Origin of the sequence: Herbiconiux sp., assembly GCF_023264895.1 — a bacterium.
GTDB lineage: Bacteria > Actinomycetota > Actinomycetes > Actinomycetales > Microbacteriaceae > Herbiconiux.
In genome coordinates this window covers 1-14,737 of sequence record NZ_JAHFUY010000043.1, presented here as the reverse complement: position 1 = coordinate 14,737, position 14,737 = coordinate 1, and the positions used below count along the sequence as shown (strand labels likewise).

Sequence of the window (14,737 nt, the reverse complement as noted above, 5' to 3'; positions counted from 1 at the left end):
GGGAGAAGTCCCCATGACCCCTGGTGACACCTGGAGTCAGTCGTCGCGGGTCGCCACCTGCAGCTTCGTGACGCGACCGCCCTGCACGAAGAATCCCCGGCCAGGCGGCAGATCCGCGCGCTTGAAGCGACCGAGCGACGTGCCCAGCAACGAATCCCCGTCGAGCTCTCCCGGCACGAGCAGGAGTCCTCGTTTGGAGTTCTTGAACGAGCCTCCGAGGGTCCACGCCGACGACCAGGTCGACGATTCGCTCTCGCCCACCACGAACACGTCGTCGCGGAGCGCTCGCTTGATCAGCCTGTCGACGTCGGCCTCGGCCGGGGAGCCGTTGAGCTCGCCGATGTTCTCGACGAAGACCGCGAACTGCCCCGGCTTCAGCGTCTCGGCGTCGAGCTGGGCCGTGACGTCGTCGGCGAACGCCGTGATCTGCGCCGGATCGTGCAGCGAGATGCTCCAGATCGGCAGCGGCGTGAGGTTGGTCTTGCGGGGTGAGATGTGCACGAGCCGGATGCGCGGATCGGCACGTCGAAGGGCCGTCGCGATGGTCGCGATGGCGGTCGAGCGCCCACTGCCGGCCGTTCCGGCGAGCAGCATGGCACCCCGGGCCTTGATGGCGAAGGGCGCGAGCGTGTCGTCGCGCACACCGATGACGGGCTGAAGATCGCCCGGCGCGCTCGACGACCCGGATCCGGGCGGCGTCGCGGGCAGCGTGCTGAGCGGCACCGACTCGGCGAGGTGCTCGATCGGCAGCGCCGGTGTCACACCCTGTCGACGCATGGCCTCGGCGAGCTTGGCGATCTCCCTGGCCTGCACGGCCACGTTGGAGTCGGCGCCGAGCACGGCCATCTGCACCTCGTCGCCCTCCATCACGCCGCGGCCGGGGGGCGAGACGGCCGAGAGGGTGTCCTTCGGGGCGTTCACGAGCGCGTAGTCGTCCTCGCTCGCGAGGCGCAGGATGAGGCGCCGCTGGATCGTGGAGCCGAGCGAGGCGGGCACGGAGTTCGGCCGGTCTCCCGTGACCACGATGTGCACGCCCACCTGGCGGCCGTCGGTGGCGATCTGCGAGAAGGTCGTGAACCAGGCGGAGTGCCCGCCGAACTCGTACTGCTCGCGGAACGCGCCGATGCCGTCGACGAGCACGAGGATGCGCGGCTCGGCCGGGGCATCGGCGATGCGCCGGTACTCGCCGATCGACCCGGCCCGCACGGCGGAGTAGCGGATGGAGCGGTCGTCGACGAGGTCGCGGAGCATCCGGAGCAGCCGGATGACGCGCTCCTCGTCGTCGCCGGAGATGATGGCGCCCACGTGGGGCAGCTCCTGCAGCATGCTGAGGCCGCTCGAGCCGAAGTCGAGGCCGTAGACGTGCACGGGGCCGCCGCGGGGCGTCACGGCCGCCGAGACGGCGATCGTGCGGAGTGTGGCGCTCTTGCCCGCGCCACCGGTGCCGTAGATGGCCATGTTGCCGTCGCGGTCGGGCTCGTAGAAGACCGTGGGCTGCGACTGCGACGCCGGGTCGTCGATCACGCCGAGCAGCAGCTGCTCGTCGGTGCGCGGGTTCGGCAGCAGCGAGAAGTCGTAGACGGCCGCGAGCTCGTCGAGCCAGGGCTTCCGCGGCTCGGGGATGTCGGCGAGCTTCGCGGCGTTCCGGATGCTCGTGACGAGCCGGGCGATGTCGGTGGGCCCCGGATCGGCCTGCATCGGCGCCTCGATCTCGGGCACCTCCCACGAGGCACCCGATCCGAAGTCCATCTCGATCATGTCGATGCGGGCGCGCGGCACCTCGCTGGTGGTCCAGCCTCCCGCGTAGCCGGTCTGGAACGAGGCGAGCCGGCCAGGCCCCGTCTTCGCGGCGCCGCGGCCGGGGATCGACTGGTCGAAGTAGGCGGCCATCGGGTCGCCCAGGATGTCGCTGGAGTCGTCGGCGTCGGCCATCCGGAGCGCGATCCGGAGGTTGGTGTTGGCGCGCAGGTTGTCCTTGATGACGCCGGCGGGCCGCTGGGTGGCGAGGATGAGGTGGAGGCCTAGCGAGCGGCCGCGCTGGGCGACATCGACGACGCCGTCGACGAACTCGGGCACCTCCTGCACGAGGGCCGCGAACTCGTCGACCACGATCAGCAGGCTCGGCGGGGTGTCGGGGTCGCCGGTCTTCTCGAGCGAGACGAGGTCTTTCGCCTTCTTGCGGTTGAGCAGGTGCTCGCGGTAGCGCAGCTCCGCCCGGAGGCTCGTGAGCGCGCGGCGCACGAGGTGCGGCGAGAGGTCGGTCACGAGGCCGACGGTGTGCGGCAGGCCCACGCAGTCGGCGAACGCCGCGCCGCCCTTGTAGTCGACGAAGAGGAAGGTGGCCCGGTCGGGGCTGTGCGCCGCGGCCATGCCGAGCACCCACGACTGCAGGAACTCGCTCTTTCCGGCACCGGTCGTGCCGCCCACGAGGGCGTGCGGGCCCTGGTTGCGGATGTCGAGGTAGAACGGCTCGGTGCCGGAGTGGCCCACGAGCGCGCGCAGCGACCCCTCCTTCTTGCGCCGCACGAGCGGTGCGCCCGAGCGGTCGGCGATGGAGTTGCTCTCGCGCCAGCGGTCGATCACGGCCTCGGGCACCTCGGCGAGCTCGGTGCCCACGAGCGAGAGGTAGGAGACCGATCGCGGCAGGTCGGAGTCGTCGTCGATGGGGGCGCCGACGTCGACCACGGGGGCGAGCTGGCGGGCGAGCCGGTGCGCGGTCGCGGCATCGACGGTCTCGCACTCGAGCGGGAAGGTGTGCTCGCCGAGCCGCACCTGACCCGCGGTACCGGACGCACCGCCCGCAGGGGCGGCGGGCGAGGTGGACGCAGCGGGCTCCGGATCGACGCTCACGAAGCTCCGGCACGCCGCCGGCAGGTCGCCGATCGAGGGGGCCGACCACAGCACGTGCACGTTGGCGTCCGCCCCGCGCTCGACCAGGCGGGTGAGCCGGCCGCGGTCGAGCGGCGTGTCGTCCTCGATCACCACGAGCACCGATGGGGTGATCGGGTGGGCGAGCTCCTGCTTGTCCTTGTCGGTGTCGATCGGGCCGCGGGGGCTCGGGGCGCCCGCGGTGCGGGAGTCGATGAGCGCCTCGAGGCGGGAGAGCAGCGCGGCGCCCGAGCCGGGGTTGTCGGCGAGGTGATCGCCGCCGAGCGGGCTGTGCGGGCTCGTGGTGTGGGGGAGCCACTCGAGCCACTCCCAGGTGGTGCGCGAGGTGGGGGAGGCGAGGGCGCAGATGACGAGCTCGGAGGGGGAGTGCAGGCCCGCGAGCTGGGTCACGATGCCGCGGGCGACGCCGTGGCGGCCGTCTCCACCGCCGGCCACGCCGAGGGCACCGGCCTTGCGGAACTCCACCACGATCGGCACGCCGTCGATGCGCGAGAAGCGGTCGGCGACCTCCTCCACCTGCGCCCAGTACTCCGGCAGGGCCTCGTTGGCGTTCGGCATCGAGATCTTGTCGCGGCTCGGGCCGGTGCCGATGCCCAGGCGCGCGGTGAGGAAGGCGGTGTGCTCGGGGCGGTGCGTCCAGAGCAGCTGGCCGAGCCGGTCGACGGCGTCGACGGTGGCGCTCACGGCCGGCGCCTCGGTGAGGCGCACGGCCCGCTGGATGCGCTGCTTCTCGTGCATCGACTTCACGAAGGCGTCGATCTGCTCGTTGAAGAGCTTGATGGCGTCGCGGAGCTGGCGCCTGGTCTGGAGCTTGTGGTCGGCCCAGGTGCCGATCATGATGATCGGGCTGAGCGCGATGAAGATCAGGCTGAGCGCGGATCCGGTGGCCAGGAACAGGATCGGGCCCATGAGCAGCGGCGCCGCGAGCGCCACGAGCGGGAAGCGGATGGGCTGCGGCTGCTTGGGCGGTGACGGCGTGGGGAACTCGTCGCCGGGATAGCGCGCGACGACCCGCGGCGAGCGGTTGAACTCGATCACGGGGGTCGAGGGAGCCGCTCCGCCGAGCCGCTGCAGCGGCACGATGCAGATGGCCGTGTCGCCGAGCATCACGACGTCGGCGGAGGAGAGCGTCGTGCGCGCCACCTGCTCGCCGCCCATCACGAGGCCGTTGGCCGACTTCATGTCGATGATCTCGACGTGCTCGCCGATGTTGATGCGCGCGTGGCGCTTCGAGATGAGCCCGTCGGAGAGCCGCACGTCGATGCCGCGCTCACGGCCGATGTAGCTCGAGCCGAAGGGGAGCGCGAACTCGGCCCCCGCATCCGGACCGCTCAGCACGCGCAGGGTCGCCGCCGCGGGCCCGCTCGGCCCGGCCGAGGTGTAGCCCTCGCTGTGCTGGGCGAGCTCGAGCACGGAGCCCGACCGCACGCCGGACTCGAGCAGGTTCGAGGAGGGGTCGAGCACGCGGGCGGCACCGGACGCGCCGGAGACCTGCAGGGTGAGGTTCGACGGCACGGCGGCCAGCGGATCGGTCCGCTCCGTGCCCGATCGCTGTGGATCTGCACGCTGCGGATCGGCACGGTAGATGGCCTCGGCGATGTCGGAGACGCTCGCGGTGGCGTCGGCGGTGATCTGGAGGTTGTCGCTCGAGCCGCCCGGGCGTCTCAGTGTGGCCTTGATGCGCATCCGGTGCTGCTACCTGTCGTCGTTGTCGTCGCTGGGCTGGTCGAGGAGGGGCAGGTCTGCCTTCGTGACGAGGCGGGAGAGCACCGCGTACTCCACCAGGCGCGCCCGGCGGTTCGTGGCGAGGGCGCCGACCCCGCCACGGAGGCCCTCCACGCCCGTGCGGCTGAGCTTGTCGCACACGTTGTCGAGCTTGCGGTTGAAGCGGCTGAGCGCCCAGCCGAGCCGCTCGGCGGCGAGCTGGGAGGAGGGGATCTCGCTCGTGCCGGTGCCCTCGCGCTTCAGCATGGGCTCGGCGAGGGCCAGGATGAGCAGCTTCTGCGAGGCGGTGAAGGTGACGGCGCCGACCGTGGTGGCGCCGCTGCCGGAGGGCACGGGGGAGGAGTCGAAGAAGGTCGGGGCAGACGTGTGCACCGTGAACTCGTAGCTCGTGGGGCCGGCCGTGAAGACCACCGTGGTGAGGCCGAAGACGATGGGCATGCGGGCGCCGGGGGCGAGCCAGGCCTGCATGGTGCGGCTCGCATCCGAGACCGTGGCGCTGAGGCGCGAGCCCACGTTCGAGAGCCACCACATGCCGTCGACGTTGGAGATCTGCAGGAACCGGCGGTGCAGGTACTGGTTGTCGTCGATGTCGAGGTCGGCCTCGCGACCGATCTCGAACGGCTTGTCGTGGCTGAGTGGGAACCACTCGCCGCAGAACTCCACGCTCGCGTCGGAGCGGGTGGCGGGGGCGCCGGGGGGAGGGGTGGTCGTCTCGTCGATCATGGTCTACTCCGCACAGGCCGTCGTGGGCTGGGAACCGTCGCCGTCGACCTGCACGATGGTGACGTCGATGCAGACCTGTCCCGCGCCGATCTCCTCGGCCGGCACGAGGGCGGTGGTCTCATCGGTCTTGAACATCGGTGACTCGTTGCCGGGCGTGACCACCTGCCAGGCGTAGACGTCACCCGCCTCGGGGTGCGGGTTCGTCCAGGTGAACGTCGCGCCCTCCGGGGAGAGGGTCCCGACCAGCTCCGTGGGGCTTTCGACGGTCGTCTCGCCCACGTCGATCTGGTCGACGGGCTTGTCGGACTCCTCGATGGCCTGCTGGGCGGGGCTGCCGCCCTGGTTGAGGGCGAAGACGAGGCCGCCGATGCCGACGAGCAGCACGAGGGCGGCGGCTCCCAGGATGTAGGGCAGCGCCCGGCGCTTCGAGGGCGCCTCCTCGGCGGCCGCGGGGCCGGTGGTCGGGCGGTGCATGGTGGTCTCGAGGGCGGGCTCGTCGATCACGAAGCCGCGGGAGTCGACCCGCGGGGGAGCGGCGGGGGTGCCGCCCCGCAGCATCGTGTGCTCGACGGGCTCGTGCGAGGCGGCGGGAGCGGGGGCCGACCAGCCCTGCGTGGCCGCCGGAGGGGCGGACGCGGCGGCCGGGCGGTAGGGCGCAGCGGCCGGCGGGGTCGCGGACGGGGATGTGAACCTCGACGTCGCGGTCCCTGACGTCGTGGGCCGCACGGGCCCGGTGGGATCGATCGACACCATGCCGCGGATGCGGGTGTGCCCCTCGTCCTCCTCCTCGACCTCGTCGGTGTCGACCTGCTCGTCGAGCACGTCGGTGGGGGTCACCGACATGCTGAGCTCGAGCTGCACCTTCTGCAGGGCCCTCGCGAACTCGAGGGCGCTGCCGTAGCGCGCGCTCTCGCGCTTGGCCATCGCGGTGGCGAGCACCTCCTCGAGGCTCGGCGGAACATCCGGCCGGCCCGTGCGGGTGAGCGGCGAGCCCTGGATGCGCGCGATGAGGTCGAGCCCCGAGTTCGAGCCGCCCGGCACCTCGAACGGCGACCGGCCGGCGAGGATCGTGTAGACCGTCGCGCCGAGCGAGTAGATGTCGGCCGCGACGCCGCTGGCGGGCGCCGAACCGAAGACCTCCGGGGGAGACCAGGGGATCGACATGCCCACGGACTCCTGCTCGCCGCCGCCCACGAGCGCCACCGAGATGCCGAAGTCGGTCAGGGCGGGGCGGTTGTACTCGGTCACGAGGATGTTGGCGGGCTTGATGTCGCGGTGCAGGATGCCGGCCCGGTGCGAGGTCTCCACCGCACCCGCCACCTGGATGCCGATGCGCAGCGCCTCGGCCACGCTGATCTTCTCGCGCCGGTAGCGGGCGCCGAGGTTGGGCTTCGGGCAGTACTCCATGGCGAGGTACGGCCGGCCGTCGGAGGAGATGTCGGCCTGGTAGATCGTGACGATCGAGGGGTGCGTCGACAGCTGCGCCATCAGGTTCGCCTCGGCGTCGAAGCTCTCGCGCGCGCCCTCGGTGAGCGCCTCGGAGAGCAGCACCTTGATGGCCACGCGGCGCTTGGGCATCCGCTGCTCGTAGAGGAAGACGTCGGCGAAGCCGCCGGAGCCGAGCAGCTGCAGGTAGCTGAAGCCGGGGATCTCGGGAGGCGCGGAGGGGGGCCTGCGCGCGTTCACGGGATCTCCTCGAAGGTGACGGTCACGCCGTCGCCGATGTCGACGATGTCGCGGGAGAGCACGAGCACGGGCTCGTGCGGGCCGAGGCGGAGCGGGGGAGTGCCCTCGCGGTGCAGCACCGAGCCGTTGGTGGTGTCGAGGTCGACCACGAGCACGTGCCGGCCCTCGAGGCGGATCTCGAGGTGGTTGCGCGAGATGTCCTGCTCCGGGCTCGGCACGGTCACGAGCACGGGCACGCGATCGACCTGCACCCGGTTGGCGCGGGGGCGGCGGCCGATGATGACGGGCTTGTCGAGCGGATGCGTCTCGCCGGTCGAGAGCACGATGCGGCCGAGCGCCGAGTCGGGCAGGGCGGCGGGGGCGTCGCCTCCGGCGGCGCCGAGGCGGCGCATGGCCTCGAGCTCGGAGACGGTGACGGTGAGGCCGTCGTGGTCGTCGTCGGCCTGGGCTGCCGGAGCGACCGGGGCGGACTGAGAGGCCGGGGCGGCCGGAGTGACGGGAGCCGGGGTCGCGGCGGGGGCGGCCGGGGGCACCGTGCTGCCGTTGATGCTGGCGCTGCCGGAGGCGGCACCCAGGCCGCCGAAGCCCGGCACGCTGTCGATGAGCCCCGAGGACTGCACGGGCGGCGGCGGTGCGACCGGGGGCGCGACGGGTGCGGGAGGTTCGGGGACGGAGGACGGCGCGGGGGGTTCGACGGGAACGGAGGACGCTCCGACCTCCTCGGACTCGTCGTCCTCCTCGAGCTCGCGCACGGCCGCGTCTTCGACCGACTTGACCACGGTGGCGCCCCACAGGTGGTCGTAGGCGTCGTCGGGCAGCTCGTCGCGCGTGTGCTCGAGCTCGGCCACCTCGTCGGGGCCGGCCTCGCTGACCTCGTCGCCCATGGCCACCTCGACCGGAGTCTCCGGGTCGGCCGCCTCGGGGGCGGCCTCCTCGATCACTCCGTCACCGGTCATGAGCGTCGCTTCGGGCACCTCTGAAGCGACGGGCGCGGGCGCTGAGGCAGCCACAGAGGCAGTGGCCGGTGCGGACACCGCCACCCCTTCGCCGGTCACGTCGAGCTCCACCGCCGACACGAGCACCACGCCGCTGGCGACGCCGAAGCGCTGCGCGGAGGCGCTCTCCGGGGTGCGCAGCGTGAGGTGCCTGGCTTCCGCGACCACGCGCTCGCTCCAGGTCGTCACGTCGGCGCCGGACACGGTCAGCGAGACGGCGGTGCCGGCATCCGATCCCTCCACGACGTCGATGGTGAGCTCACCGCGCACCGCGAGCCGCACCGCGGAGCCCGACACCGTGGCGACGGCGAACGGCGGCAGCGAGCCGAGGCTCGTGCCGAACGTTCCGGTGAGCGCCTCGAGCACTCCGCCGAGGCCCTCGCCGGCCTGCAGCGCCGCCCAGACCTTCTCGAGCAGCTCGGCGTCGGTGCCCGCCGGCAGCACGGCCACGCCCTCGGGCACGACGACCGCGCACCAGGGGCCGGGGGTGTAGTGGAGGGTGGTCATCTCAGTTCCTTCCGCCGACGCCGACCGGCCCGCGGGGGATGGTGTCCTCCCCGTGCCGCCCGTCGTCGTGCTCGTCGTCGCGGCCCTGGGGTGCGCTGCGCACGGAGGACACGGAGTCCCAGGCGTCGACCACCACGGCCGTGAGGTTGTCGCGGCCGCCGCGGGTGAGGCCCTCGTGCACGAGCCGGGTGGCGGCATCCTGAGGCGTGCCCTCGTCGAGGAGCACGCGCGCGATGAGCTCGTCGTCGAGCTCGCCCGAGATGCCGTCGGAGCAGATCAGCATGCGGTCGCCCGACTCCACCGGCACGAGCCAGTAGTCGGCCTCGAACTCGCCGCCCGCGCCGAGCGCGCGGGTGATGACGTTGCGGCCGGGGTGCGTGGCGGCATCCGCCCGGTCGAGCTCGCCCTCGTCGAGCAGCTCCTGCACCACCGAGTGGTCGACGCTGATCTGCTCGAGCTCGCCCGAGGCGAGCCGGTAGGTGCGCGAGTCGCCGAGGTTGAAGACGAGCCAGTAGGCCGTGCCGTCGTTCTCGGCCACGGCCACGCCCGACACCGTGGTGCCGGCGCGGCGACGGCCCGAGGAGGCGAGTGCCGTGATGGTGGTGTGGGCGCGCTTGAAGGCGGTGCGGATGTCGGTGGGGGCGAGCGAGTCGGGCCCCGTGAGCGCCGCGAAGGCCTCGACCGCGAGCGAGCTCGCGACCTCGCCGGCCTCGTGCCCGCCCATGCCGTCGGCCACGAGGAAGACGGGCGAGACGGCGAGCAGGGAGTCCTCGTTGGCCCGGCGCCGGAGCCCCGTGTGCGTCGAGGTGCCCACGTCGAGCTGCAGCGCCGCGAGGGGCACTCCGCTCCCGTGTGCGCCGCGCTGCTGTTCCGGTCGTTCCTCGTCGCTCATGCTCCACTCTCCACCGAGAACAGTCGCGTGCCCACCCGCACCCGGTCGCCCGGCACCACGGTGAGGCGCTCGCCGGCGTCGAGCGGGTACTCCACGCCGTCGGCGCGCACGATCGCGGATCCGTTGGTGGAGCCGCGGTCGCTCACCCAGACGGCACCGGAATCGACGCCGAACTCGAGGTGCGTCTTCGACACCGAGAGCGTGTCGCCGGAGAGCGCGATGAGCACGTCGCTCGGGTCGCCGCCGGGCGCCACGGGGTCGCGGCCCAGGGCGCCGTGGCGGATGATCGGCACGATCTCGCCCGTGTCGAGCCGGAACACGGTGACGCCGGTGGCGAGAGGGGGCCGTGCGGAATCGGAGAGGCGCGTGCTCTCGAAGTCGTCGGCCGCGGCCTCGGCGGGCGTGATCACGGGAGCCGCGGGCGCGAAGCCGGGCACGGAGGCGATCGGCGCCGCGGGAGGAGCGGGCGGCGCGGCCGGAGGAGCCGGCGGGGCGTAGTCGACCGGCGCCAGCGAAGGGGCGGCAGGAGCGCTCGGTGCGGCCGGTGCCGCCGGTGCCCCGTACAGCGCCGGATCCTGCTGCTCGTACGTCCCCTGGTCGAGCAGCAGCTGCCCGGGCAGCGCCTTCAGCGGGTTGGGCCCCGCCTTCACGTCGATCACCCAGGTGCGGCCGACCTTGTCCTGCCAGCCCCGCATGCGCTTCTCGCCGTCCCAGAGCGGCGACAGCAGCACGACGTACTGGCCCACGCCGAAGACGAGGGCTCCCGCGGCCACCACGAGGTTCCGCAGCAGCACCCAGCCGAGCCCCGGCCGGCCGAGCCTCGTCACGTTCACGATCCGGAGGCCCATCACGAGCTTGCCGAGCGAGAAGCCGAGGAACGACTCCAGGAACAGCTTCGCGAGCGGGTAGAGCATCGCGGGCAGGAACAGCAGCACGGCACTGAGGCCAGACACCGAGACCACGGTGCCGTCGGTCACGACCTCGATGACGCCGAGCGCGAGCAGCGGCAGCACGATCACGAGCCACAGCACGGTCGTGACGAGGCCGTCGAGCAGGAACGCCACCACGCGCCGGCCGAAGCCGCTCGGGATGATGTCGCCGTAGCGGATGGGCGGCGCCGCGGGCTCGGGCCGCCAGCCGTCCATGGGCCGGCCGGAGGAGTCGACGAGCGGCACCTGCCCCGCCACCTGGCCGAGGGCGGCCGACTGGCTGCGCACCGCCGCGGGCGTGCCGCAGACCAGGCAGAACTGGGCGCTGCGGGGCACGGGCGAACCGCACTGCACGCAGGGGTACGACGTCGCATCCGTCATCATCGGCCTCCTCGGGTGGTGGTGCGGGGTGTGCTGCCTGCTGCGCGGGCGCTCCGGCGCCGGAAGAACGAGCGCACCGACCAGGCGGCCAGGAACCGCTTCCAGGCCGATCGCGACCGGCGCATCGAGTCGACGATCGAGTCGACCTCGGTCCAGTACTGGTCGACCTCCTGCTCGGTCGGCTCGCCGGGGCCGAAGACGCTGCCGTCGGCCCTCGTCGCGACGGCCAGCACGGGGGCCTCCGGATACGCGGTCGCGAGCGCTGCGGCGTTGTCGCGGCGGGTCGACCCGTACGGCACGGGGGTGCCGAGGTCGCGTGCGCGGTCGACGATCTCGTCCCAGCCGCCGCTCACGCGGTCGACCGGCCGTGCGGCGAGCCGGCGCTTCTTGCGGCGCCGGAGCTTCAGCAGCACGATCACGAGGAGCGGCGTGAAGATGACGATCAGGAGCGCCAGCAGGCTGCCCGCGGCCAGGAACACGGGCAGGAAGTCGAAGCCCTCCTCCTGCACCTCCTCCTGGTCGGTGTCCTGGGTGCGGATGTCCGGCGGCAGCTCCGCGGGCTCCTGCGGCGGGGGCGGCGGCTGCAGCACCTGGGCCTTGGGGTCGGACTTCGGCTTCGGGGCCTCCTCGAGCGGCACCTGGTCCTCGGGCGGCGTGGGGTCGAACCGCACCCAGCCCGCGCCCTCGAACGGCACCTCGACCCAGGCGTGGAGCTGGTCGCCCGTGATCTCGTAGGTCGACTCGGGGCCCGTGTAGTCGTCGGGGTAGAAGCCCATCACCACGCGCGCGGGCATGCCCATCGACCGCACCATGAGGGCCATCGCCACCGCGTACTGCTCGTCGTCGCCGATCATCTGCTCGGCGTCGAGGAGCGACGCGATCCGCTCGGCACCGTGGCCGGCGCGCGAGACGGCCTCGCCCTCGAGCCCATGGCTGAAGAAGCCGTTCTGGCTGAGGTTCGAGGCGATGTTGCGCACCTGCTCGATGGGCGTCTCGGCGTCGCCGAGGTACTCCGAGGCGAGCGAGCCCACGATGTCGGGCACGCCCGTGGCGCGCGGCATCGAGATGTCGTCGACCTTGCGGCTGGAGAGCTGCTCGTCGTTGAAGGTCTCGGGCAGCACGGTGTCGATGGCGTACTCGTCGCCCTCGGTCACGCCCTCGGTGTTGAGCGCCACGCCGGTGGCGGCGTTGTAGTGCAGCGTGCCGCCGAGCTCCTCCGCGCGGTCGCCCGTGAAGCGGAAGGCGTCGAGGTAGCCGGTGTCCGGCAGCCACACGCCGTCGAGCCCGGTCATGGTGAACTCGAGCGAGGCGGGCTCGCCCTCGACGTCGTTGGTGATCTCGCTGCTCACGCGCGTGAAGGTGCCGGAACCGGTGGTCCCGTCTCCGCCGACGTTGTAGACGATGCCGTCGTAGTCGTCGAGGGTGGCGAGGCGGATGCGCGCGTCGTTCGGCAGCCCCTGCACGGTGAAGAGCGACTCCTCCTTGAAGTCGCGCACGTAGCTGCGGAAGCCGACGAGCGGGCTCGCGTAGTCGTGCAGGTCGAGCGGCGGCACGATCTGGTCGCGGATGACCTCGCGGGCCGCGGCTGGCACGAGGATGCCGCCCGTCACGAAGCCGAGGCCGAGCGCGGTCACGACGAGGCCGGCTCCGAGGGCGAGGCGGGTGGTGCGGAGCTTCTTGGCGGTCTCGGGGTCGATGCGGGAGGCGTCGAGACCCGTGGCGCCACCGGCGGCGCCGGCGCCCGACGTGCCGATGGTGGCCGCCGCGCGCCGCTCGTGCCGGCGCCAGGCCGCCCAGGTGAGCGCGAGCCCGGCGAACACGAGCCCCTGCAGGGCCGGGAACGCGGCCTCCCGCGTGCCGAAGGCGATGGCGGTCACGAAGAGCACGGCGGCCGGCAGCAGCGCCCAGGTGGCGTTCTTCAGCCGCAGCGCGAAGCTCGTGGCGAGGACGGCCATGAGGAGCGCGGTGAGGAAGGGCACCACGAGGGTGCCGTCGAACTCGCCCACGGGGGTGACGAGGGTCAGCACGTCCTTCCACGAGAAGACGATGCCGAGCACGATCGTGCGGATCGTCTCGAACGTCGGCACGACGCCGAGGATCGTGGTGCCGGGAGCCGCGAGCGGACCGCCGAAGAGGAGGTAGACCACGATGGTGAGGGCGGCCACGATGACGATGTTCAGCGACAGCCGCCATCCGGCGAACCCGATCAGGATGCCGAGCACGATGCCGCCGATGCCGGCCACGAGGTAGCCGGCCCCGCCGAACGCGGGCCCGAAGCCGAGCACCGAGACGAACAGCAGCAGCGCGATCACGCCGGCGTCGATCGCCATCGCCCAGGGCGCCCTGGCGTTCCGCGGCAGCGGCGGGAAGAGGGGGGTGGAGGCGCGCGGGGTGGACGCGCGGGGGGCGGGAGCCGCGGGAGCGGCGCCGCGGCGCGGCCTCATCGGTTCGCTCATCAGCTGTTGGCCCTCCGGAGTGCGAGCGGGAAGTCGGAGAGGTCGCCCACCGTGAGCAGGCTCGTCTCGCCGATCTCACGGAGCGACAGCTGCGCGCCGGGGCGGCACGACACCGCGAGCACGCGCACGCCGAGCGGCACGTGCACCGTGGCGGCCTGCAGCTGCGAGGGCGTCACGGTGCTGCCGAACACGAAGAACGCGACCGAGGCATCCGGCACCGAGCTGCCGAGGGTCTTCGCGAGCTGGGCGATCGCCTCTCGACGCTCGGTCTGGGCCACCCCGGAGAGCTCGTCGAGCAGGCGGCGGCCGGTCTCGGACTGCAGCTCGGCACGCTGGGTGAGCACGGTGAGGTCGAACTCCTCGCGGAGGGCCTGCACGCCGAGCGAGCCGCAGATGGAGACGGCGAGCTCGAACTCGGCCGAGTAGTCGGCGTCGTCGCCCGGGGTCTCGGCGTAGTCGGAGCGGTTGGTCGAGAGGCCGATCGCGAGGTGCGAGCGGCGGGTCTCCTCGAACTGGCGCACCATGAGCTTGCCGGTGCGGGCCGAGGTCTTCCAGTGGATGTAGCGGCGGTCGTCGCCCGGCACGTACTCGCGGAGGGCGTGGAACGAGACGTCGTTGTCCGAGAGCACGCGGCTCTCGATGCCCTCGAGGTCGCGCAGGAACCCGGACGACGAGCCGCCGAGGGCCACGGTCCTCGGATGCACGAAGAGGTCGCGCGGTTCCGTCCAGCGGATCTCGCGCCGCATCAGGCCGAGCGGATCGCCCCGCACCGAGCGCACCGGGCCGACCTGGATGACGGAGCGGCGGTGGGTGGGGATGCCGAAGAGGTCGTCGTGCTCGGCCTGGGGTGCGAGCCGGGGCAGGTGGAACGCGGCGAACGAGGAGCCCACGGGCAGCTCGATCCGGGCGGGGAGGAGCGATCGCGTGGAGGTGTTGGTCACGGCGATGCGGCCGACGGCCCGCTCGCCCACCACGACGCGGCTGAGGGCGAGGTCGAGCCGCACCGCGTAGGCGGAGCGGCCGATCGCGAAGCCGACGGCGATGAGGAGGGCGGCGAGCAGCACGAACGCCACGATGAGGAGCTCCCGCCAGCCGAACACCGCGCCGGCCACGAGGGCGAGCACGGTCGTGACGAGCACGGCCCAGCCGAACCCGGAGACGGTCGAGAGGGTGGGCCCGACCACCTTCCAGATCGCGCGCAGCACGGGCACGATCCTGCTGCCGATGTGCAGGGTGAACCAGGGCGCCGCCTTCTCGCGCGCCCACACCATCGGCCGCGACCGGCCGATCGCGCCCCTTGCCCGCCTCTCACTCATGCAGCGGGTTGCCTCGACTGCGGTGCGGCCACGTCGGCGAGCACGCGCGCGAGCACGCCCTCGGCGGAGGCGCCGGAGAACTCGGCCTCGGCGTCGAGCACGAAGCGGTGGGTCCAGACCGGCCCCGCGAGCTCCTTGATGTCGTCGGGCAGCACGAAGTGGCGGCCCTGGGCGGCGGCCCACACCTTCGAGGCGCGGATGAGCGCCATGGCGCCACGCACCGAGACGCCGAGGCGCG

8 protein-coding genes and 1 pseudogene are annotated in these 14,737 nt (G+C 72.7%); all 9 read right to left on the bottom strand.

Translation table 11 applies throughout. The annotated features are described in order from the left end of the window. Positions 1-36: 36 nt before the first annotated feature. Positions 37-4,575, bottom strand: coding sequence for an FtsK/SpoIIIE domain-containing protein (locus tag Q0D57_RS09660; protein WP_291042273.1), 4,539 nt, complete (start codon positions 4,573-4,575; stop codon positions 37-39). Between the two features lie 9 nt (positions 4,576-4,584). Then, a complete protein-coding gene (locus Q0D57_RS09655) occupies positions 4,585-5,337 on the bottom strand; it encodes a hypothetical protein (protein WP_291042270.1) in 753 nt (250 codons plus the stop codon). Between the two features lie 3 nt (positions 5,338-5,340). Then, a complete protein-coding gene (locus tag Q0D57_RS09650) occupies positions 5,341-7,023 on the bottom strand; it encodes a protein kinase (RefSeq protein ID WP_291042267.1) in 1,683 nt (560 codons plus the stop codon). After that, positions 7,020-8,525: an FHA domain-containing protein gene (locus Q0D57_RS09645; RefSeq protein WP_291042264.1), complete on the bottom strand. Its 1,506-nt coding sequence runs from the start codon at positions 8,523-8,525 to the stop codon at positions 7,020-7,022. The genes Q0D57_RS09650 and Q0D57_RS09645 overlap by 4 nt, the downstream gene beginning before the upstream one ends. A gap of 1 nt (position 8,526) precedes the next feature. Beyond that, a complete protein-coding gene (locus tag Q0D57_RS09640) occupies positions 8,527-9,417 on the bottom strand; it encodes a protein phosphatase 2C domain-containing protein (RefSeq protein WP_291042261.1) in 891 nt (296 codons plus the stop codon). Beyond that, positions 9,414-10,727, bottom strand: a complete 1,314-nt coding sequence (locus Q0D57_RS09635; RefSeq protein ID WP_291042258.1) for an RDD family protein — start codon at positions 10,725-10,727, stop codon at positions 9,414-9,416. Before Q0D57_RS09635 ends, Q0D57_RS09640 begins: the two co-directional genes overlap by 4 nt. Beyond that, entirely contained in the window at positions 10,727-13,171 is a 2,445-nt protein-coding gene (locus Q0D57_RS09630; RefSeq protein WP_291042255.1) for a transglutaminase domain-containing protein, read from the bottom strand. Before Q0D57_RS09630 ends, Q0D57_RS09635 begins: the two co-directional genes overlap by 1 nt. A gap of 11 nt (positions 13,172-13,182) precedes the next feature. Next, entirely contained in the window at positions 13,183-14,499 is a 1,317-nt protein-coding gene (locus Q0D57_RS09625) for a DUF58 domain-containing protein (RefSeq protein WP_291042252.1), read from the bottom strand. Continuing rightward, positions 14,496-14,737, bottom strand: a pseudogene (locus Q0D57_RS09620) (ATPase); the annotation flags it as partial. The pseudogene Q0D57_RS09620 and the gene Q0D57_RS09625, both read right to left, overlap by 4 nt.